General features: G+C 41.3%; 20 protein-coding genes and 2 riboswitches. Of the genes, 10 read left to right on the top strand and 10 right to left on the bottom strand.

Features of this window, described 5'->3' with window-relative positions; translation table 11 throughout:
• Positions 1-298: 298 nt before the first annotated feature.
• A complete protein-coding gene (locus ACFFRD_RS25840; protein WP_392478342.1) occupies positions 299-1522 on the top strand; it encodes an FG-GAP repeat domain-containing protein in 1224 nt (407 codons plus the stop codon).
• Positions 1523-1621: 99 nt separating this feature from the next.
• Here the strand turns inward: ACFFRD_RS25840 and ACFFRD_RS25835 are convergent, their stop codons facing one another.
• The 8 genes from ACFFRD_RS25835 to ACFFRD_RS25800 form a co-directional block, all read right to left on the bottom strand.
• Positions 1622-2389, bottom strand: a complete 768-nt coding sequence (locus ACFFRD_RS25835; RefSeq protein WP_392478340.1) for an MBL fold metallo-hydrolase — start codon at positions 2387-2389, stop codon at positions 1622-1624.
• Between the two features lie 3 nt (positions 2390-2392).
• Positions 2393-2992, bottom strand: coding sequence for an aminodeoxychorismate/anthranilate synthase component II (locus ACFFRD_RS25830; protein WP_114084118.1), 600 nt, complete (start codon positions 2990-2992; stop codon positions 2393-2395).
• A 218-nt stretch (positions 2993-3210) separates the two neighbouring features.
• Entirely contained in the window at positions 3211-3666 is a 456-nt protein-coding gene (locus ACFFRD_RS25825; protein WP_012408078.1) for a diacylglycerol kinase family protein, read from the bottom strand.
• A 151-nt stretch (positions 3667-3817) separates the two neighbouring features.
• Positions 3818-4345, bottom strand: a complete 528-nt coding sequence (gene ybeY, locus ACFFRD_RS25820) for an rRNA maturation RNase YbeY (protein ID WP_392483166.1) — start codon at positions 4343-4345, stop codon at positions 3818-3820.
• A gap of 122 nt (positions 4346-4467) precedes the next feature.
• The gene (locus ACFFRD_RS25815; protein WP_012408076.1) at positions 4468-4623 is read right to left on the bottom strand and encodes a DUF3285 domain-containing protein; all 156 of its coding nucleotides are present in this window, start codon (positions 4621-4623) and stop codon (positions 4468-4470) included.
• Positions 4624-4799: 176 nt separating this feature from the next.
• Positions 4800-5922, bottom strand: a protein-coding gene (gene prfB / locus ACFFRD_RS25810) for a peptide chain release factor 2 (protein WP_392478337.1) whose coding sequence is annotated in 2 segments (ribosomal slippage) — positions 4800-5849 and positions 5851-5922 — 1122 coding nt in all. Because the reading frame shifts where the segments join, the coding sequence is not laid out codon by codon here.
• 128 nt (positions 5923-6050) lie between these two features.
• A protein-coding gene (locus ACFFRD_RS25805; RefSeq protein ID WP_392478336.1) for a PCRF domain-containing protein occupies positions 6051-7203 on the bottom strand; the annotation gives its coding sequence in 2 pieces (ribosomal slippage) (positions 6051-7127 and positions 7129-7203; 1152 coding nt in all).
• A gap of 130 nt (positions 7204-7333) precedes the next feature.
• Positions 7334-8062 carry a Bax inhibitor-1 family protein gene (locus ACFFRD_RS25800; protein WP_392478335.1) on the bottom strand — a complete coding sequence of 243 codons (729 nt, stop codon included), beginning with the start codon at positions 8060-8062 and terminating at the stop codon, positions 7334-7336.
• Between the two features lie 326 nt (positions 8063-8388).
• Between ACFFRD_RS25800 and ACFFRD_RS25795 the strand changes: the two genes are divergently transcribed.
• Positions 8389-9174 carry an RNA polymerase sigma factor SigF gene (locus ACFFRD_RS25795; protein WP_012408070.1) on the top strand — a complete coding sequence of 262 codons (786 nt, stop codon included), beginning with the start codon at positions 8389-8391 and terminating at the stop codon, positions 9172-9174.
• 51 nt (positions 9175-9225) lie between these two features.
• Here the strand turns inward: ACFFRD_RS25795 and bchD are convergent, their stop codons facing one another.
• Complete coding sequence (bchD, locus tag ACFFRD_RS25790; protein ID WP_114084113.1) at positions 9226-11262, bottom strand: magnesium chelatase ATPase subunit D; 2037 nt, start codon at positions 11260-11262, stop codon at positions 9226-9228.
• A 91-nt stretch (positions 11263-11353) separates the two neighbouring features.
• Between bchD and ACFFRD_RS25785 the strand changes: the two genes are divergently transcribed.
• From ACFFRD_RS25785 to rnc, 4 genes are all read left to right on the top strand, one after another.
• The gene (locus ACFFRD_RS25785) at positions 11354-11941 is read left to right on the top strand and encodes a Uma2 family endonuclease (protein WP_392478333.1); all 588 of its coding nucleotides are present in this window, start codon (positions 11354-11356) and stop codon (positions 11939-11941) included.
• Between the two features lie 43 nt (positions 11942-11984).
• Positions 11985-12593, top strand: coding sequence for a hypothetical protein (locus ACFFRD_RS25780; protein WP_392478331.1), 609 nt, complete (start codon positions 11985-11987; stop codon positions 12591-12593).
• A 571-nt stretch (positions 12594-13164) separates the two neighbouring features.
• Positions 13165-13839, top strand: coding sequence for an NYN domain-containing protein (locus ACFFRD_RS25775; RefSeq protein WP_392478330.1), 675 nt, complete (start codon positions 13165-13167; stop codon positions 13837-13839).
• 135 nt (positions 13840-13974) lie between these two features.
• A complete protein-coding gene (rnc, locus tag ACFFRD_RS25770; RefSeq protein WP_392478329.1) occupies positions 13975-14661 on the top strand; it encodes a ribonuclease III in 687 nt (228 codons plus the stop codon).
• Positions 14662-14719: 58 nt separating this feature from the next.
• Here the strand turns inward: rnc and ACFFRD_RS25765 are convergent, their stop codons facing one another.
• Positions 14720-15910: a sensor histidine kinase gene (locus tag ACFFRD_RS25765; RefSeq protein WP_392478328.1), complete on the bottom strand. Its 1191-nt coding sequence runs from the start codon at positions 15908-15910 to the stop codon at positions 14720-14722.
• A 415-nt stretch (positions 15911-16325) separates the two neighbouring features.
• A riboswitch (cyclic di-AMP (ydaO/yuaA leader) is annotated at positions 16326-16562 on the top strand.
• Between the two features lie 97 nt (positions 16563-16659).
• Between ACFFRD_RS25765 and ntrB the strand changes: the two genes are divergently transcribed.
• The 4 genes from ntrB to ACFFRD_RS25745 all read left to right on the top strand — a co-directional run bounded on the left by ntrB (position 16660) and on the right by ACFFRD_RS25745 (position 20996).
• Positions 16660-17511 carry a nitrate ABC transporter permease gene (gene ntrB / locus ACFFRD_RS25760; RefSeq protein ID WP_392478327.1) on the top strand — a complete coding sequence of 284 codons (852 nt, stop codon included), beginning with the start codon at positions 16660-16662 and terminating at the stop codon, positions 17509-17511.
• A gap of 86 nt (positions 17512-17597) precedes the next feature.
• Positions 17598-19040 carry an ABC transporter substrate-binding protein gene (locus tag ACFFRD_RS25755; protein ID WP_392478326.1) on the top strand — a complete coding sequence of 481 codons (1443 nt, stop codon included), beginning with the start codon at positions 17598-17600 and terminating at the stop codon, positions 19038-19040.
• Between the two features lie 107 nt (positions 19041-19147).
• Positions 19148-19984: an ABC transporter ATP-binding protein gene (locus ACFFRD_RS25750; RefSeq protein ID WP_392483165.1), complete on the top strand. Its 837-nt coding sequence runs from the start codon at positions 19148-19150 to the stop codon at positions 19982-19984.
• 17 nt (positions 19985-20001) lie between these two features.
• A riboswitch (cyclic di-AMP (ydaO/yuaA leader) is annotated at positions 20002-20134 on the top strand.
• Between the two features lie 244 nt (positions 20135-20378).
• On the top strand, positions 20379-20996 hold the full coding sequence (locus ACFFRD_RS25745; RefSeq protein WP_392483164.1) for a universal stress protein: 618 nt from the start codon (positions 20379-20381) through the stop codon (positions 20994-20996).
• Positions 20997-21051 lie beyond the last annotated feature (55 nt).

Below are 21051 nucleotides of genomic sequence, written 5' to 3'. Positions count from 1 at the left end.
TAAGTAGAATTTTGATAAAAGTTTTGAATGTCAAAGAAAACAGATAAAGCTTTATTGCTTTATCTGTAAATCATCATATACATAATGAACAAAAAGAATTTTGTAATTGTTTGTATAGGACTTGAAGATTTTATAATTATCACTTAAAACAAACAAAGATTTATCTTCAAATAATGATATTAATAAACAAAAAATAGTTATAAAGAAATATGGAAAACCTGGAAAATGTTATTTAGTTACAGAAAGCGGCTTCAAAAAAAAGTTAAAAAAATATGACAACCAATCATAAAAACACACCATGTTTGGAACTCAAAATACTTCAAAAACTTTGAATGCACAATGGACACAAACTTCCGAAAAAATACAAGCATTATCATCTCCTCTTGATAGCGTAACTCCTCTAAATTCTGATTCGTTTTTGGGGAGTAAGAGTTCCTCACAACCACAACCGTCTGCGGTGGTGTCAGCAAATCCTAATCCTAATCCTTACTTAACCAGTGCGGCGATTGTTCCTGACTTCAATGGTGATGGCAAAACAGATAAAGTTTGGGTCGATTCTACAACTGGTGAGATTATTATTCGGTTGATGGATGGCACAAAAGTTGTCGAACAGGGTTCTTTGGGTCAATTTGACCTATCCGCCTATGATTACAAAATTGCTGATTTCAATGCTGATGGTAAAACCGACTTCTTATTACGCAATAAGACAACAGGTGAGAACAGCATTGTGCTGATGGATGGAACTAGAGTTGGTTCTGCGGCTGCTCTATCTAGCGTTGATGCAGCCTGGAGTCCTCAGATTGGGGATTTCAATGGCGATCGCAAAACCGATATCTTCTGGCACAATGCTACAACCGGTGAGAACGCTATTTGGGAGATGGATGGCACTACAGTTCTAACTGCAACTGTTCTAGACACTACAGACACAGCTCTAACTCCTACCATTGTTGATTTCGATGGCAATGGCAAGAGCGATATTTTCTGGCGCAATGGGACAACTGGCGATAACAGCGCTTGGTTTATGGATGGTGCCCAAAAGACTGAATTTGCGCTACAATCCCAAGACGCAGCCTGGACTGCTAGCCTTGGTGATTTCAACGGCGATTTAAGCACTGACATTCTGTGGAGAAACGCTCAAACCGGTGAAAACAAGGTTTGGACGATGAGAGGCATCTTAGTCACAGAAGGCGCTTTGGGAACACTTGACTCATCCTGGACTTCCAAAATTGGTGATTTCAACGGTGATGGTAAGACCGATATCTTCTGGCACAATGGAACTACAGGTGCGAACACTGCTTGGTTGATGGATGGTACAACAGTTGCGACTGAAGCTTTCTTACCAACTAATAACGCGGCCTTGACACCATCTCTTGGTGACTTCAACGGCGACGGTAAGACCGATATCTACTGGCGCGATCAGACCGCAGGTTCAGACAACATTTGGACTATAGATGGAACAACAGCCGTTGAGAATCCCATCAGCGATGCAGATAAGCTTGGCCCACAGTGGTATACATTCTAAAATCAGAATTCAGCATTCAGAATTCTGAATTCAGGAGGTAGGAGGTAGAAGTCATTATTCTCCCCCTGCTTCCCCTTGTTCTTTCTCAGTCCCTTTTATTCAAAACTTGTAAGTCAAAACCTGAATTTCCCCCTTTTCTGGCAATTTACCAGGGCTAATGGAAACACTATCCCCATTGCTACGCCGCACTGTCGTACCTTGCATTAAGGTCAAAAAATCATCAAGTGGTGAAATATCGCACTTAGCAGCATCAGCCGCCTGTGTCCGGTAATGGGTCGGAATCACCAGCTTGGGATTTAATACTTGAATAGCCTGCTTTGCTTCTTGAGCATTGTAGGCTTTTGCGCTGCCTCCCACTGGAATAAATAATACATCGGGTCGTCCCATCAAGATTTTTTGCTCAATGGAAATAGGTGCAGCGGCTCCCCCTAAGTGTAAGATATTAATCCCGCCTTGCTTCCAACTCCAAGCAGTATTTGAGCCGAATTGCTTACCACCTTTGCGATCGTGGTCTATGGCAATTCCTTGGAACTTAATACCTTTAAACTCATAAACTCCTGGTTCGTAGATGAGTTTTGCATTTCCCGGTAGTACGTCCACTGCACCTTCATCCAGTAATTGACTGCTAATCAGTACCAAATCTGCTGCAACTTTTGGTATTCGATATTTAGCAGTACAGCCAACCGTCCGAAATGGATTGACGAGAATTTTCGCACCACCACCAGTAAAAAGAAAGCAAGTATGACCCAACCACTGAACTGATAAACCGCTAGATTGTGCGTCAGCTTGAGATTTAGAACCCAAGGTAGTAACTAAAGCTGTGGCCAACCCCGCCCCAGCATAGCCCATCAACTGTCGTCGTTTCATTAATTATGCTCTTGACTGTAACTGTTCGAGAAAATTTCGTAATAACTGTTTTCCTGAAGATGTCAGGACACTCTCTGGGTGAAACTGGACACCCTGAATGTGAGGATAGTTCCGGTGTCGCACTCCCATGATGGTGTTATCTTCAACCCAAGCGGTGATTTCCAACACATCTGGGCAAGTCTCACGTTCGATTACCAAACTATGATACCTAGTGGCGATGAGAGGATTTTCTAATCCCCGAAAAACCCCCACCCCAGTGTGAGATACCTGAGAAGTTTTGCCATGCATCAACTCTGGAGCAGGAATTATTTTACCACCGAATACTTGACCGATGCTTTGATGTCCCAAACAGACACCTAAAATTGGCAAATCTTGTCCTAGCTGTTCAATCAATTCTAAGGATATACCCGCATCTTCCGGGCGGCCAGGCCCAGGAGAAATAACTACGGCTTCCGGCTTTAATGCACGAATCTCATCTATGGATATCTTGTCGTTACGAAAAACTTTAATATCATTTGCTACTGAGAATTCTGCTGCTAATTCTCCCAGATATTGCACTAAGTTATATGTAAAACTGTCATAATTGTCGATAACTATAATCAAAGCTCATCACTCCTGGTTTTTAGCTCTCATCAGATTATTGATACTATATTGTTCGCTAAATATAAAAATAACGCTAACGTAGACACATAAATATGAAGCGGCTACTTTTATAACAAGCCACTTCTTAAATTTTTTATAATATGAATTGGGTAGAGTGCGCTCCTCTTACCAAGTCACTTGGCGATGCCTGGGTTGGGCTATGCCTACGCAAATCATATTTACAAAGCGGATATAATTAACCTTACCAGAGGAGGGAGCAATAGCGTACCAGCTACCAGCACCGCTACCAAAGCAGAGACAAGAACTGCACCAGCTGCACAATCTTTAGCGATTTTTGCCAACTCATGATATGTCTGCTTAACGGTTAAGTCCACAAGAGACTCGATCGCTGTATTTAGTAACTCTAATGCCAAAACTAAACCACTAGTTATACCAATTACCGCTATTTCCACAGCTTGCAGGTGCAAAAATACGCTTAAACCGATCGCTAAAGCACAAACGCTTACGTGGATGCGAAAATTACGTTGAGTTTGAAAACTATAGCTGATTCCAGCCCAGGCATATTTAAAACTAACAAATAAATTAGAGGCTACTTTCCAGGAAAATTCCCGTTCGTTAGACACCAGTGTTTGTAACGAGGTAGGCGTTGGTGATGAAGAAATTTTTGGGGACATAGACTTAAAAATACAAAAATAGAGTTGCTACAGTGGGAATATTCGCCGATCTTAATGGCAGAATTAACTTTGAGGCAATCTTTAAGCAAATTTGCACAGAAGTATTATAAAAGTATTACCCAAAATTAACATGAAGAACACATAACTACTGCTATTCCATGTCAATAGCAATACCTATCGCGTTCAGCAATCTTACTTGCTGTTTTAACATTCGTCCCAAACTTTCTTCATCAGGATGATCCCAGCCCAACAGGTGTAATAAACCGTGAGATGCTAACCAAGCTAGTTCAGTTGGTAAGCTATGTTCCTGCTGGTTAGCTTGACGCTGTGCTGTATCTACAGACACGATAATATCACCTAAGTATAATGGTACAGATGCAAGCATTTCTTTGCTTTGCGGAAAATCCACTTCTAAAGCAGCAAAAGCTAAAACGTCTGTAGGCTTATCTTGTTGACGATACTGAGCATTCAGTTCTTGAATTTGCGAGTCATCTGTCAAACGCAGCCCAATTTCATAACTTGGCGCTGGCGGAATTTGAGGTTGAAGTATTTCCAACCAGTTATTAAACCAATTTTCCCAAGTTTCAGGAGGAATTCGAGTATCAGTGTCAGTAATTTTTACAGATGTTGTCAGAGACAAATCGTAAAAAGAATCCTCCACATATAGTTCAACGCTCAGGGGCACATAGTCTCCTTGTCTGAGGTTTAGGGTTGACTGTCCTTTGTCCTTTGTCCTTTGTCCTTTGTCCTTTTAAATATAATTAATGACTAATGACTAATGACTAATGACTAATGACTAGCTTAGTGAGTTAAGTAAGCAAGACCGACAAGGAGAGCTAAAAGCCCTACAGCAGTCAACGCAAAATGCTTCAGGGAAGTTGCACCCTTCCGCACCATGTTTCGCATGGCGAGTTTTACGTAGCTAGGTTGAGGTTCTGTTGAAGGAGAGTTGCTCATAGTTATTTGTCTACAGACTCTTTTATAACTGTAACAGTTGGTCTGGGATAGAATGGCGATCGCTTGCATATTACTCAGAAATTTCTCTGAAAACGCGCCAATCTAAAATCCTCAAAAATCAAAAGTGCTAAGTAATGTTAAGAATTCATTACTTAGCACTTGCAAATAATCCCAAATTATGAGTCAGGGTTTTCTACTAATTTGTTTTCTTGGCGCAAATAAGCTTGGATGAATGGATCAAGTTCGCCATTCATCACATCGCCAATCGCCGTTGTTTCTGTACTTGTACGTAAGTCTTTCACCATTTGGTAAGGGTGGAAGACATAGTTACGGATTTGGTTTCCCCAGGAGGCTTCCACCATATCGCCACGAATTTCGGCAATTTCTTGGGCGCGTTGCTCCTTGGCGATGACCAAAAGCTTTGCTTTGAGGCGATTTAGGGCTTTCTCTTTATTTTGCAGTTGCGATCGCTCTTCTGTACAGCGCACAGCAAGTCCTGTAGGAAGGTGAACAATCCGAACCGCAGTTTCTACTTTGTTGACATTCTGCCCACCTTTACCACCAGACCGAGTTGTGGTGATTTCCAAATCTTTATCTGGAATATCTAATTGCACAGAGTTATCAATCTGCGGCATCACTTCCACCCCTGCAAAACTGGTTTGTCGCTTGCCGTTGGCATTAAAAGGTGAAATCCGCACTAAGCGATGTGTACCCATTTCCGATCGCAAGTAACCATAAGCATAGCGACCAGTAATTTCTAGGGTTGCCGATTTAATTCCGGCTTCATCACCCTCCGATTCTTCAGCTAAAGTTACCTTATAGCCGTGAGCTTCGCCCCAACGGGTGTACATCCGCATCAGCATAAATGCCCAGTCTTGAGCATCTGTGCCACCAGCACCAGCACTAATTGTCAGTACAGCACCTTCCGCATCATAGGGGCCAGAAAGTAACTGTTGTAACTCCCACTGATCCAGGTCACGATTTAGTTTAGTGATGGTAGATTCCGCTTCTTGGAGTAGTGCCTCATCGGTTTCTAACTCCAACAATTCAACAACTGCCCTAGTATCTTCCAGATTGGCGTGCCAGCGATCGTATTGCTGGAGGTGGGCTTTCAAGTCATTGAGTTCTTGTAGCGTTTGTTGGGCTTGGGTTTGCTCATTCCAAAATTCTGGTTGAGCGGATATTTTTTCGAGGTCTTGAATTTTGGCTGTCAGTGCAGGTACGTCAAAGATAGTCCTGGGTTTTACCCAGGCGGCCAGACAACGTTTCGATTTCGCGTTTCAGTTCTAGGACATCCATAATGCTTGTTGTAATGATAGATAGAGCGCTTTGGATTGGAAAATCGCTCTTTATTCTACTTGTATCTATTAATTTTAGCTGTAGTTGGGCAATTTCTCGCCGCACCACTGGATATTAAGCTACAAAAGTTACTTGAAATTATCAAGCACTTCCTTATCCCCTGAAGTAGTGTGATTTAGCTGTTGCAGATAGGCTTTGATAAACAAATCAACTTTACCGTCTAATACCTCTGTCGCAGCAGTTGTTTCTACATTGGTACGTAAATCTTTAACGTTGGTGTAAGGATGCAAGATGTATTCACGGATGAGCTTGTTGGATTGAGGTTTTATCTGTCGTGGTTGAATTTTGTCAATCTGGACACCTTGGGCTAGTGCGTAGGCGTAGCCCTTCGTAGACATCGCAAACAGTTTACTCTTGAGAATAGCTAAGGCTTTCTCTTTGTTTTGCAGCTGGCTACGCTGTTGGTCGCAAAATACACTAATCCCGGTAGGAATATGAACCACCCGCACCCATACTTCTGGACGGTTGACATTCCCTCGATGGCGATACCAAGTAATTTCCAAATCCTTCTCTGGAATTTCCCACTCAACGGACTCATCCAATATTGGGATAACTTCTACACTTGCTAAACTCGTCTGCAAGCTGTTAGCAGCATCAAAGGGCGATATTTGCTGTAGCTGATGTGTGCCCGTTTCTGATTTGAGGCAGCCGTATGCACAACGTGCTGTAATTTCTAAGGTTGCATACTTAATTCCGGCCTCATTCCCATCAGAAATCTCTACTACATTCAATTGGTAATTGTGGCTTTTTGCCCAACGCCAGTACATTTGCAGCAACATATATGCCCAATATTCAGCATCTACACCACCAACCCCAGCAGTTAAAGTGATAAATGCACCTTTTTGATCGCAGGGGTCAGACAATAACTGTCGTATTTCTGCTGTTTCGAGTTCTTTTTGAAGTTGGGTAAGTTTGGTTTGCGCCTCTTGCAGTAATTGCTCATCGGCTGATAATTCCAATAATTCCAGTGCAGCCTTGATATCTTCTAGAATCGAACACCAGCGCTGATATTCCTGATGCTTGTAAAATATGCAATATTCAATTTCTTGAAGTGTCTCATAAGCAGTGGTTGGATTCTTCCAAAAATCCGGTTGAGCAATTACTAGATGAAAGTATTGAATTGTTGCAGTTAAATATTGAAGGTCAAAGACAATCCTCAGCCTTACCCAAGATATTAGACCACTTTTCTACTTCAATTCTGATATTTGACAGTTCAAGCATAGTTTTGCTCACTTGAGGCTTAACTTATCTACATATTCTACTATTAAAACGATGAAAAAACCGTGGCTGCTAAAAATTTAACCACGGTTTTAACTTTATAAAACTTGACTTTTGTTAGTGTCTAAGACGATTAATCGCGGCCATTGATGGCAATTAGCAACCGCAAGATAAAGACGAACAAGTTGATGTAAGTTAAATACATCGACAAAGCAGCAGGCAGATATTGGTCATCGCTGTAAGTGCGGGGCAAGATATAGAAATCGACAACAGAAACCCCAACAAACAGGAATACTCCTAAACCGGAGATGGCGATTTCTAACCAATTTGGCGTGTAAATACCAAACATAGCAAACCCAAATTGGGCGAGGCACACAACCACCAAGGCGATAACGCCAAGATTGATGGTTTTCGTCAAAGCCATGCCATCTTGTTCAGAGAGATTTGAACCAATTTGACGGGCGAAAATAAAAGTAACGCCACAACCAAGGGCAGCTAAACCAATGCCTTGAATGCCAACACCTTGGGATCTCAAAGCGACAAATACCAAGCCACTGAGGGTATATCCAGACAAGAGGCTGTAGGTTGCCAACAGGGGTAGCGCAAGTCCCTTGTTACCTTTTTGGGCAACATTTTGGGCAACAAAGAACAAAATTAACTCCAAAATCACCGCACCAATGAAGGTGGGAAAGAAGATTTCGGGGTTAGCACGGATAACTCCCAAACCGCCGTAGGTTCCTAATGCAGTTAGCACCAATCCACCACCGACGTAGGGGAGAGCGTTGGCGATTACGTTTGGACCAACGAGGGCGTGAGATTTAGCCTCACGGATAGCTTCACGAAAATTACTGGTATTGCTCATATTGAAAAACTGTTTTTTAGGAAAACGTTCTGCCTATTCCTATTCTTACCAAGATTTTAGGCCAGCAACCAGAAAGGGGAAGAGACGACTAAACAAAAAACATTATCCAATGTTGAAATTTTTATGTGAAAAACAAAAATAACCTGCAACAGAAAGGTTATGAAAATCATGCGTACAAATACTGAATTATAGAGTTAGACCCCTCATAAGTTCAGTGAAACGACGATAGCTTATTCTTCCCTGACTAAGCAAAATAATAACAGCTTAGAAGAAAATATACGCAACTCCATTTTCTGAGGAATAGGAGTTTCAACAAAGGAATGTATATGGCAACAAGTGAGTCCTCTTTACGAACTGATGGTATAGAATTATTACACTTGTACCACCAGAATCCTTCTATTAAACTTCGTAATAAACTTGTACAGTTACATACTGGCTTAGTACGGAAGATGGCTCATAAATTCAGCCATCAATGTAATGAACCTTATGAAGATTTAGAACAAATTGGGTATTTTGGTTTGATTAGGGCTATTGAGCGTTTCGATCCTAGCCAAGGATATGCTTTTAGTTCCTTTGCAGTGCCATATATTCGTGGAGAGATGCTGCACTTTTTGCGCGATCGCAGTACTTTATTAAAAATTCCTCGTCGTTGGCAAGAATTATACAATGAAGGACAAAAGATTCGCAAGGATTTAGCAATGTCTTTAGGTCGCCAGCCTAAAGATGCTGAAATTGCCAGCGAACTTCGGGTATCTGTACAAGAATGGCAAGAAACCAAGTTAGCTGCTCAAAATCGGATGCCTTTAAGTTTAGATGCAACCGCAGTTAACTATGTTGATTGCCAAATAACCTTGGGTGAAGCACTTCCTTGTCCTCGTTCTCATGTTCTTTTACAACAAGAAGAAGAACGCCAACAACTGCAAGGTGCAATCAATATGTTGGAAGAAAAGCCCCGTATGGCAGTCGAAATGGTATTTTTGAAGGAACTTTCTCGCAAAGATGCCGCTAAAAATATTGGCACTAGTCCAATGACGGTAACACGCTATCTGCAAAAGGGAATCCAGGATTTGATTTGTTATTTGCAACCACAGGTAATGCCCACTGGCTCGTAGTCATTAGTCAGTGGTTAGTAGAAAAGCAACTGACTAATGATAAATGACAAATTATCTAGATTTTAAATCAGCGATCGCACCTTTGGTCATAGCAGCAATAGCTTGATCTGTCGCTTTTGGCAAATGATAATATTTACCGCCTGCTGTTTGCGATAATTCTTTAGCAAAGCCAGTAGACACAAATTTACTTTCCGTATCAATTACTAATAGTTGCATCCCCAAAGCACGAATTCTCGCAGCAATTTCTAATAATTCTCCTTTGATATCTGGCTTTTCTCCTGGTTCAAGCTGTTCACCTAAAGAACGCGCTAAGGGAATATTACCCCGCCCATCGGTGATTGCTACAAGGACAACTTGCCCAATATCTCCACTCATCTGGGCATTTAGGCCAACGCGCACAGCTTGAGTTAAACCATGCGCTAAGGGCGAACCCCCACCACAGGGCAACCTTTCCAAACGGTTACGCGCCAAAGCAATAGAACGTGTTGGAGGCAATAATACCTCTGCCTGTTCTCCCCGGAAAGGAATTAATGCTATTTGATCACGGTTTTGATAAGCTTCTGTTAACAGTTGCATCACTGCACCTTTAGCCGATTGCATTCGATTCAGAGCCATTGAGCCAGAAGCATCTACCACAAATACTACCAACGCCCCGGCTTTGCGTACCAGGCGTTTCGAGCGAATATCAGCCTGTTCGACAATAACTTTTCTATCTGGTTGTCTTTCTCTGCGTGCTTTTTGATAAGGAGCAGCTGCTCTGAGGGTAGCATCTACTGCAATACGTCGCGCTTTTCCCTTGGGCAACATCGGCTTAATGTAGCGTCCCCTGTCATCGGAAAAGATGACACTGCGACTACCAGATTTACCTTGCCGCTTCGCCATTTGAGTAAAGTAAAGCACGTTGTCATCAAGGATTACCCCTTCTGGATCAAAGATAAATTCTTCCGGGATGCTAGGGGGTTCTTGCTCTTGATTTTCTTCTTTTTCTTCCTGTTCGTCTTGTTCTTCGTCTTCAGATTCGTCCTGGGGTTCTTCTTGATTTTGTTGCGGCGGCGGTGGAGGCGGAGGTGGTGCTTGATCGGGTGGTGGTGTCTGCACAACTGTGGCGCGTGGTACAATCACCAGTTCTACAGCACGGCGCAAATCTTCGGCATTAACTGTTGTTCGTCCCTCCAAAGCCGCAGCAGCTTTGGCAACTCGTGTGGCGAATAACTCGGCGCGATGTCCCTGAACTCCGCCGCGAATTGCCTCATCCACTAAGTAGGCAATTTGTTCGTGGGTGATGATTACTTCTTTCAACCATTCCCGTGCCAAAATGATTTGGGTTTTGAGGGAGTCTAAATCTTCGTTGTACTGTTTGAGGAAATCTTGGGGGGATTTAGAATAAGCGATCGCTTGCTCTACTGCTTCTACTCTTTGATCTAAGCCGAGTACACCGTCAGCAGAGAGTGCGATCGCAATTCTATCTAACAAATGCTCCCGTAATCCGCCTTCTTCTGGATTGTAGGTGGCAATAAATAAGGATTTACACGGATGCTGAAAACTAATTCCTTCCCGTTCAATCTGGTTGCGTCCGTCAGATAATACTGTTAAAAGTTGATTTGATATTTGGTCATCTAATAAATTAATTTCATCTACGTACAGTACACCCCGATTTGCTGTAGCGAGTAATCCAGGCTGAAAAATAGTATCACCTTGTTTTACCGACTTTTCAACATCTACTGAACCTAATAGTCGGTCTTCAGTGATACCTAGAGGAATTTGTAAAAAAGGCGCGGGGATAATTTCTACGGGAACATCTTGAATGTCTTTGTCTGCGTACTCCGCCAAAAGTTGATCGTCCCATTCCTCTGGGTGATTGGGGTCACAATTACTGATTGAACCTTTGACAACTTCAATCGGCGGTAGGAGAGCGTGGATAGCACGAGCCATTACAGATTTTGCCGTACCGCGACGACCTGCGATCGCTACTCCTCCCAAACCAGGATCAACTGCGGCTAACAGCAAGGCTAATTTAATTGCTTCTTGACCGACTACAGCTGTCAAGGGAAAGGCAGTGATGGTGGGGTTGATAGTAGGCGCAGGCATTGTTTGCTTTTATAGCGAGTCTCGGCCTTTAGCATACCAATTTCTGGCACATTTAGAATAAGTATTATGGCAATGAGAGAAAGGTAAGGTTATGAGTATTGCTCAGGCTAAACGCTTCACACTGGATGAATACCACAGGCTTGGAGAATTGGGCTTTTTCCATGAAGATGACCACATTGAATTAATTAATGGGGAAATTATTGAAATGGCATCCAAAGGTACAGCCCATGAAACTTGTTTAAGGAATTTGTGGAAGCAACTCCCAAAAATTGTAGGAGATAGGGCAACTCTACAATCTCAAGCCCCAATTACTTTACCACCTAACAGCGAACCTGAACCAGATTTTGCGATTGTTCAAAACCGAGATGATAATTATCTCTCGGCTCACCCTAAAGCGGCTGATGTGTTATTGGTGATGGAGGTTTCAGATTCTTCTTTAGCTTATGACCAAGATGTGAAAATCCCTCTCTATGCTAAAGCGGGTATTACTGATTATTGGATATTCAATTTATTCGATAATTATTTGGAAGCTTACAGTGAACCATATCAGGATAATCAAAGCAGATATGGTTATTCAAATAAGCGAATTTTATTGTCAAATGAGATAATAACTTTTCCCTGCTTCCCTGATTTATCCCTTGATTTAGCTAAGGTGTTTCCGCCAAAGCTGATTTTTTAAACTTTGTTATAGGATTCAGTCATAAGACAAAGGAGTAAGTTTTATGGCTTATAGTGATTTTAAACTTATTGAAGTTATTGATTCTTTTGGTTTAGTTATCCACGAATCATCTGGACTATTCGCAAATGTGCAGGAGCAAGAATGTAGTGATTTATTATCTACTATTCTTAAGGAGAATATTGATTTAGCAGTAGCTATAAGTTCTGAAAAAGCTCGTAGTGAAATGATAATAAGTCCAATTTTATTAGAAATTAGACGCAAGTTTAATTATGAAATAAGCTTTTTTTCGGGAGTTGATTTTACTGTTGATAGCCAACGAGGACTAAATGGCTTTTGTGATTTTATTTTGAGTCTTTCCTCGGAGCAGTTGCTTGTACGCAGTCCGGTGATTGTTTTAGTAGAAAGTAAAAATGAGAATTTGAGGTCTGGTTTAGCGCAATGTATTGCTGAAATGGTAGCTGCTCAGTTATTTAATGAGAGAGGCGGAAATCAAATAAAAGCTATATATGGTGCTGTTACTATCGGTACGCTCTGGCAATTTCTTAAACTTGAAGGCAATGTAGTTTCGATTGATTTGAGTGAATATTATATAAAGGATATTAAAAAGATTTTAGGTATTTTGTATGGTGCGATCGCGCCATACAAGCCGTAAAATAGGTTACATTTATTTACAACTGATATACTTGACAATATAACTTATATCATGCAATTCTGTAATTGAGACAGTAAACAACTGCATTATAAAGCACAACCTCTAAAGTATAAGCACTGGCGGCTGTCTCAGCAGCACAATTGCTATGTTACCCGCAACATTTTGCATGATCCGTTAAGCTAAAGATTCAGCCTCATATCAGGTTCAACAGTTGACTACAATGTCAAAGAGAAAGTAACCCATCTGAATGAATGTTTAGCATAGCGGATCATGCGAAATGTTGCTGGTAACACAGCAATTATGCTGCTGAGACTGAAACTAGTTAAACTTGCGAGTAGAGAAGAGAGCTTAATGATAGGGAGGTACTTTTTAAGTATCAATTACCTTTATAAAGCTACGCTGCTAGATGTGTAATTTGTTGAAGCTGTCCAGTTTACCAAAAAATACTGGATATATAACAATGTCGCACGCTAATCAATCTTCCAAAAAACAAACAAGTCAACAGCTACCTCTAATTTCTATTTATTGGGATTATCAAAACGCTAAATTAAGTCCATCTCAGGCTAAATCATTGTTGGATTTAGCACAATCCAAAGGACGTGTAATTAGTGCAAAAGTTTACTACAATGCACAGTGTCAAGATCAAGTTTCTGTAAAGGATGATTTCGGTAATCTTTTTAACTGTCTTAATGTTCCTTGTCCTTTAAAAGATAGTGCAGATAACCAATTAATAGCTGATTGCTTAGGGGAGATTCACAGTAATATGTCTCCAGATATAATTATGCTCATATCAGGAGATGGAGACTTTATAAAATTAGTTCATAATCTGCAAAAATTAGGGAAACAAGCTATCATTCTTGCTCAAAAAGGTAATGTCAAACAAAAGCTGAAAGAATTGGCTGATGAATTTTACTTTTTAGATGATTTACCCAGATTAACTAGCAATAAGACTCAAGCTCAAAACACGGCTCTTATGTCTCAGATTAATTGCAAAGAGGCTATAGAGTATCTAATTGAAGCTATCAAAACTGCCTCAAGGCAAGGTAAGCCTACCCTATTCGGTCACATTGATAAATTGATGCGTCAACGTTGTGCTAACTATCAAGGATACTTATCTATTTCTACAGATGATGGCAAGAAATTTAAAAGTTTTAGCCAGTTTATTGATGCTGCTGTCAAGGATGGTAAAGTTCAAAAGCAAGGTCAGGAATTATTTTTAGTTGAGTTAGAGAAATTAGCTGCTTAAAAAAGCTTTTAAAAACCCAGTTGAGTCAAAGCTGGGTTTTAGCAACACCGCTATATGCGGTTTTTTCATGTCTGAAGATAATAGCATTTGTAAAGTTTCCAACAGTCAACTTACGCAACAAAACACAAGAGAAAAATGCACAAACTTCTAATATTTCATAATGAAAAACTTCTGCGACAAGCACTTACCCACCGTTCTTACGTTCATGAAAACCCCGGAGAAGGCGAACACAACGAACGCTTAGAATTTCTCGGCGATGCTTTGCTGAATTTCTTAAGTGGTGAGTATCTATATAGTTGTCACCCAGAAATGGGAGAAGATGAATTAACACGGCGGCGTTCGGCGTTGGTAGATGAGAAACAATTGGCAAAGTTCGCCGAGGAGGTAGGTTTAGACTTTCGGATGCGGTTAGGAAAAGGCGCAATTCGAGACGGAGGCTACCAAAATCCTAATTTACTTAGTAGCACCTTTGAAGCAGTTCTTGGTGCTTACTATTTGGATAATGATTCTAATATTGAAGCAGTTCGCGCAATTATAGAACCACTATTTGATTCTGTAGACCCTAAGCATATAGTTGTGTCTCGTTCTAATGTAGACTCAAAAAATCGTTTTCAAGAATGGGTGCAACGCAACGTTACCCCCACTCCTCCTAAATATTTCACAGAACAAATAGGTGGCCCTTCTCATGCACCAGAATTCATAGCCAAAGTATTGGTAGATGAAAAAAGTTATGGCGAAGGTAAGGGACGCAATAAGAAAGAAGCAGAGAAAGCTGCTGCTGAGGATGCGCTAACTAAGTTGAAAAAACAAGGGTTATTGTAAAAATGTTTTTTGATTTCACGCAGAGGTGTAGACAAAAATTTTACGTCTGGGCGCAAAATCAAATCTCGATTTGTAAGGGCAAAATTACAGTGAAGGTGGAACCAACTCCCACCTCAGAAACTAAGTTAATTTGACCTTGGAGTAGTTTTACTAACCGCGAAACGATCGCTAACCCTAATCCTGTACTATCAGGTAGATAGGGACGATCGCTAAAACTGACGCGAAAGTAGGGTTCAAATATCTGGGCTTGGTTTTCTGGCGCAATGCCAATTCCAGTGTCAGAAACTGCGATCGCCCATCTCTGGTTCTCCAATACCTGACACATTATAATAATAGTCCCCGACTCTGTATAGCGAATCGCATTACTAATAAGATTTGTAATAATTTGTTGGCATTGAAAAGGATCTGTGATTAATTCTTTGGGAGCGCGATCGCAATCTACTACGACTTTTAAATTTTTCCCAGCAGCTAGAGGTTCCAACATTTCACAGATATTATTGATTAATTCAGGCACATCTGTGGGTGCTAGTTGAAGTTTTATCTGTCCTGCTTCATAGCGCGAAAGTTCTAATACATCGTTAATTAGGTGGAGTAATTGTCTACCGTTACGTAGTACCCTCTCAATATGTTCTAAATTGGCTGAGGTGTCTTTTATCTGTGTCTTGCGTCGTTGTTGGCGTAAAAACAGATCCGAGTAACCAATAATGGAAGTTAGAGGATGTTTCAATTCGTGGGCTAGTTGCGAAAGATACTCTTGATTGGCGCTCATTAAGCGCGTAAGTTCTTCATTATGGAGCGTTAGTGATAATTGTAACTGCTGTAATTCTCGCAAGCGTTCGTCAACATAACTCTTAAAACATCGAGCGATCGCTTCGTCTATGATAGCGTCAATCAAACGCATAGAACGAATTATATCTACAGGTGTTCCCTTTAATAAATCTGCGTGTATGGCATCAAATATTACCGTTCGCAGCAGATGATATTCTCTGGCAATTTCTGCTGGGTCAAAACCTTGTTCTGCTCGAATAGCTCCATGCTGAAAACTAGCAGTAACTATCGACTGAATATCACTATCCTGAGATTTTGAAAGCACTGTTACCATTGCTTGTAAAACATCAGGGATATGATCTTTTACTGCTGTATAAGATAGGTCATCAGCACTTTCAATCCGTCTATCCTTGCGAACTGCTGTAACCCATTTATCGATGATGGTGTCCGTTTTTTCAGCCAGTACTTGACTAAAATCCATTATGTTAAATTCAGCTAGGAGATAGATGAGCAAACTGCCATATCCAATTAGTTTAGCGATTGCAGTGGTCTTTTACCAAGTTTAAGAATTTAATTCACCTACCAAAAGAAATACATTCTGTATATTCGTTTGTTTGCCGCTTAACTCTCCGTATCTAAATTTTTCCAAGTATAATATATTCAATATCAAGAAATCTTAAACAAGTGGATAACAATATTAATGCTTGACTCAACTATATTATTTAGCTTTGTGTGCAAGGAATTCACTTACAACAGACTAAAAATATAAATTTTATTTATTCCCAAAAATCAAGGAGATGTGCCGAATTGGAGTATTAAAATAAACAATATTTATCATCGAACAGATGGCTTTTACTGAGCATCAATGTTATATTGTGCATAATTTAGTATCCATTAGAGTAAGTCAGCCTAATTCAGCGTGTCACAGTGCATAACGCTGGAGCGGAGGAACCAAATTGTGGGGCGTATCTCATAAAAAGTGAAGAGTTGAAAGTGAGAAGTGAAGAGTTAACTCAGCACGGGCTAAACGCCCCGCTACCGCTAACAGCACTTGGTACTCAACACTCTAAAAAGAAGGGCATCTCTCAGCCCTAGCCCGTCAGCTAACTTCGTAGGCATTGGGAGGAGACTGAAGAGACGGCATTTTTATAATGTTCCGATCTCATCGGTGTCCAAGGCTGGTACTGCTCGGATTTCTTGTACCTGCACTTAAATCTGTTGAGGTCGTAAATGATATTTCAACTAAATTTGGCTGCGATCGCTGCGATCGCAACACAAGCTGCCTGGAAAAAGACAAAACCTGTCGTCCTCAGAGATGTGTTTATTTTACCAGTATTGGGCTTCTTGGGAATAATTGTGCTGTGGTGGATTATTGCACTTGCCAACCATGAATTAATGCCCACCCCACCAGAAGCACTCATTGCTAATCTAGACTACATCTTAAATCCCTTCTACCAAAGAGGCCCCGGCAACTTGGGAATTGGTTGGCTGTTGATCGCAAGTCTGCGCCGGGTATTACTGGGTTTTTTGTTAGGTGCGGTAGTAGCGATTCCTGTGGGGTTTTTAATTGGGATGTCTAGATCGGCAATGCTAGCGCTTAATCCGATAATTCAAATTTTTAAACCCGTATCACCCTTAGCTTGGCTTCCTATCGCCTTAGCAATTTTCAATTTAGCAGATCCTTCAGCCATTTTTGTCATTTTCATTACCTCCTTATGGCCGACAATTATTAATACCGCTTTAGGAGTTTCTAGCGTTCCCAAAGATTATTTAGATGTGGCACAAGTGCTAGAAATGCCCCGTTGGAGGCGGATTACCAAAATAATTTGGCCTGCAAGTTTACCGTATATTTTTACAGGTTTACGAATTAGTTTAGGCATAGCTTGGCTAGTAATCGTCGCCGTGGAAATGCTTACAGGTGGTATTGGTATCGGCTTTTTCGTTTGGGATGAATGGAGTCGTTTAAACCTAAGTTCAGTCTTTTTAGCTGTGTTCATAATTGGCTTAACTGGGTTAATTTTGGATTACGCCGTGGGCAAACTCGAAGAATTAGTAACCCATCGTCCGAAAACTTCCAACTAACAAAATTCGACTGCGATCAAAACAGCAAGATGTAACCAGACTCTGCGCTTCTGCGTGAGCAATTCATCACAAATGGAGCTATAAAAATGGGTGATATAAACTGGACTCGACGAGATTTTATTAAGGGAATAGGAGCAACTACAACCGGGATAGCGCTGTCCTCCTGTGGAATTTCAGGAGATAGATCCGCCAAAGGGCTAACAGAAGAAGCCTTGGCTGTACAACCAGTAGTTAGATCGCAAGACCTAGAAAAATCCGATCTCACTATTGGTTACGTTCCCGTTAATGATTGTGCGCCATTTGCGATCGCCTGGAAAAAAGGCTTCTTCCGCAAATATGGTTTAAACGTCACACTTAACCGCGAGGCTAGCTGGGCCACCTCCCGCGATGGTTTAATTTTTGGTCGCCTAGATGCTTCACCCGTAGTATCTGGTGCTGTCACCAACGCCAGAATTGGTGCAGAAGGCGCACGTCACGCCCCCTTGTGTGCAGCAATGACGATTCACCGTCACGGTAACGCCATGACGATGAACAAAGCCATGTGGGATTTTGGGCTGCGCCCGTGGTATGAGTATCAAGAAAAATATGGCGATGGCGCTTTAGAAGCCTTTGGGCGTGATTTCAGAGGTTACTTTGACAAACAACCGCCAGAAAACAGAGTTTGGGCAGTAGTATTAAGTTCCTCCATTTACGAATACTTTATCCGTTACTTATCCGCCGCCGCAGGGGTTGATCCGCTTAAAGAGTTCCGCGTCATCATCGTACCGCCACCCCAAATGGTGACAAACGTGCGGATTGGTGCAATGCAAGCTTACATGGTTGCAGAACCCTGGAATACAAGGGCAATAACAGGTAACGAAAACATCGGCTTTACCTTTGCACAAGGCAAAGAAGTCTGGTTAGGACACCCAGATAGACTTTTAGGAGTGATGGAATCTTTCATCGATAAATATCCCAAAACCTATCGTTCTCTAGTTAAGGCAATGATTGAAGCTTGCCAATATTGCAGCAAAGCAGAAAACCGTCAAGAAGTTGCTGAACTGCTTACAGAACGTTCCTTTACAGGTGCAAGACCCAAAAAGAAAGATGCCCCAATTGCGAAGTTTACCAGTCCCGGAATTCTCGGCAATTACAACTATGGCGGCTTTGATGGCAAAGACCGCACCATTAAAGCCGATGATACTACGATTTTCTTCGATATTCCTGACAACCTTCCGAAACAGCCAGGAGAACACTCAACATTCTTATGGCGATCGCGAAGTCTCTGGTTAATGACACAAGCAGCGCGATGGGGACAAATTAAGGAATTTCCCAAAAATGCCGACAAACTAGCCCAACAAGGCTGGAGAACAGATTTATATCGCGAGATAGCATCTGAAATGGGCATAAAATGTCCCAAGGATGATTACAAGGTCGAACCACCAGAAGTATTTATAGATAAGAAAGGCTTCGATCCCAGCGATCCGGTGGGTTATCTGAATAGTTTTGCTATCAGGGCTAACGCTCCCACTAACTTTTTCCTGTCTTAAATCCCAAGTTTAAATATTGACCCTGGCAATTTTAGATTTTAGATTTTCGGTACAAGTCGCAGTTAATCCAAAATTGATTGACTAAATTATTTCGGGAGCCTTTGATGATGGAATATACCTCATTACCTATTAATACCCAGACCGGAGTTCTACCCCGCACTGGATTTTTAGAAATTGAAAATTTAGTCAAGTCTTATCCGACACCTGATAAAGATAATTTTGTCGTTTTAGATGGAGTTAATCTAACGATTGGTGAAGATGAATATATTTCTGTAATTGGTCACTCTGGTTGCGGGAAATCAACCCTATTAAAGATAGTAGCTGGTTTAGAAAAAGCCACTTCCGGATCAGTTCGGCTTGATGGCAAAGAAATCCGTCAGCCTGGAGCCGAAAGGATGATGGTATTTCAGAACTATTCATTGTTGCCTTGGTTAACCGTGCGAGAGAATATCCGTTTAGCTGTGGATGAAGTGCTAAAAAATGCTAATCGGGCTGAAAAAATTAGCATTGTAAATCAACACTTGGCAATGGTAAACTTGACGGCGGCAGCTAACAAATATCCTGATGAAATCTCTGGAGGGATGAAACAACGAGTAGGTATTGCCAGAGCCTTAGCAATTCGTCCCAAAATGTTGCTGATGGATGAACCTTTTGGGGCACTAGATGCACTAACTCGTGGCAAATTGCAACGGCAGGTATTGGATATTTGGGAAAACCATCGGCAAGCAGTGATGATGATTACCCACGATGTAGACGAAGCAATTTATATGTCCGATCGCATCGTCTTGATGACCAATGGCCCATCTGCTAGTATAGGAGAGATTTTAGAAGTTCCTTTTGAGCGTCCACGCGATCGCGCAGCCATGCGAAACTCAAAAGAATATTTTGAACTCCGCAACCACGCCCTAAATTTTCTCGATCGATATTTTGCACAAGACGAGTAAATTAGATTATCATTTTTTTTAGTGGGTAGCCTAATTCAAATTCATGAAAGCTGGATTTGGAACGGAGGAACCAATGTTTGGGGCTAATCTTATGAGAGACACCTTCCAGTCTTAGCCCGTCAGCTAACTCCGTAGGCAATGGAAGGAACCCCCAAGACTTTGGCTGTAATACAGTTATTATTGGGGTTTCCTGGACTGATTTAAGATTTGCAATTTTGGTTATCGTTACTCAATCTAAAATCCAAAATTGTTCGACTGAGCCTAGCCGTACCCCTCCGGGGAAGCAAGCTACGCGTAGCGTTCCGTAGGAAAGTCCAAAATCTAAAATTTGTCCCCCTGCTTCTCATTACTAATTCATTTCATTGGGAGAAGTAAAGCTGTGCAAATCAAGCCAATGTTAGCACGTCTGCAAAGTGCCACAGGTCGAAATGACTTAATTGAACAAATGGTACTAGTGCCAGAACCAAAAAAACCTTTCTTTAAAGAACCTCAAAAAGCAAAAGCAGTTAATTTAATTGTTGCTTATGACGCATCTCCTAACAGTCATACGGCGCTAGATATTGCTTTCTGGATTGCCCATCAAACGCGTTTAGCTACTAATGCAGAAGTCACTGTTCAAGCTGTTTATGTGGTAGAAGATAATCAAAGCAGTCAATATCCAAATATCTTGAGCTTTCCACAACAGCCTTCATTAGAATGTCAAATAAGTGAAGTATCAAAGTCTGTGACACAGGTATTAACTCAACCCAAATTGCAGACAGTGGTAACTCCCCTACAACAAGCAGATATAATTCTCTGGCAAGCCCGAAGTCTGGCTGAAGAATGGCAAGGTTCCTTCAAATCTCATTTGCGCTTTGGCAGCATTTCCACAGAACTTCACAAAGTTGTTGAATCAGAAGCCGCCGATATTCTATTTCTCGGTTGCCAATCTGTTAATCATCCGATGATTGAAGCATTAGGTTATAATTTCCCCTGCGCCGTTTTGGGTATTCCCAGTTGTATTGATGAATAATCGCTGTTTAAAATTTTATTGAAGAAGAATTCAGGAGTCAGAATCAAGACGCTCC

This window comes from Nostoc sp. C110 (genome assembly GCF_043099725.1).
GTDB lineage: Bacteria > Cyanobacteriota > Cyanobacteriia > Cyanobacteriales > Nostocaceae > Nostoc > Nostoc muscorum_A.
The sequence above is the reverse complement of the archived record's forward strand: the minus strand, read 5'-3'. Positions and strand labels throughout refer to the sequence as shown.

Bases quoted from the DNA above. Each gene is read 5' to 3' on its own strand.
- rnc (WP_392478329.1), top strand. From the start codon at position 13,975: ATGCACAAACTTCTAATATTTCATAATGAAAAACTTCTGCGACAAGCA.
- ACFFRD_RS25835 (WP_392478340.1), bottom strand. From the start codon at position 2,389: ATGAAACGACGACAGTTGATGGGCTATGCTGGGGCGGGGTTGGCCACA.
- ACFFRD_RS25745 (WP_392483164.1), top strand. From the start codon at position 20,379: ATGTTAGCACGTCTGCAAAGTGCCACAGGTCGAAATGACTTAATTGAA.
- ACFFRD_RS25765 (WP_392478328.1), bottom strand. From the start codon at position 15,910: ATGGATTTTAGTCAAGTACTGGCTGAAAAAACGGACACCATCATCGAT.
- ACFFRD_RS25750 (WP_392483165.1), top strand. From the start codon at position 19,148: ATGGAATATACCTCATTACCTATTAATACCCAGACCGGAGTTCTACCC.
- bchD (WP_114084113.1), bottom strand. From the start codon at position 11,262: ATGCCTGCGCCTACTATCAACCCCACCATCACTGCCTTTCCCTTGACA.
- ACFFRD_RS25825 (WP_012408078.1), bottom strand. From the start codon at position 3,666: ATGTCCCCAAAAATTTCTTCATCACCAACGCCTACCTCGTTACAAACA.
- ACFFRD_RS25780 (WP_392478331.1), top strand. From the start codon at position 11,985: ATGGCTTATAGTGATTTTAAACTTATTGAAGTTATTGATTCTTTTGGT.
- ACFFRD_RS25815 (WP_012408076.1), bottom strand. From the start codon at position 4,623: ATGAGCAACTCTCCTTCAACAGAACCTCAACCTAGCTACGTAAAACTC.
- ntrB (WP_392478327.1), top strand. From the start codon at position 16,660: ATGATATTTCAACTAAATTTGGCTGCGATCGCTGCGATCGCAACACAA.
- ACFFRD_RS25840 (WP_392478342.1), top strand. From the start codon at position 299: ATGTTTGGAACTCAAAATACTTCAAAAACTTTGAATGCACAATGGACA.
- ACFFRD_RS25795 (WP_012408070.1), top strand. From the start codon at position 8,389: ATGGCAACAAGTGAGTCCTCTTTACGAACTGATGGTATAGAATTATTA.
- ACFFRD_RS25800 (WP_392478335.1), bottom strand. From the start codon at position 8,062: ATGAGCAATACCAGTAATTTTCGTGAAGCTATCCGTGAGGCTAAATCT.
- ACFFRD_RS25755 (WP_392478326.1), top strand. From the start codon at position 17,598: ATGGGTGATATAAACTGGACTCGACGAGATTTTATTAAGGGAATAGGA.
- ACFFRD_RS25785 (WP_392478333.1), top strand. From the start codon at position 11,354: ATGAGTATTGCTCAGGCTAAACGCTTCACACTGGATGAATACCACAGG.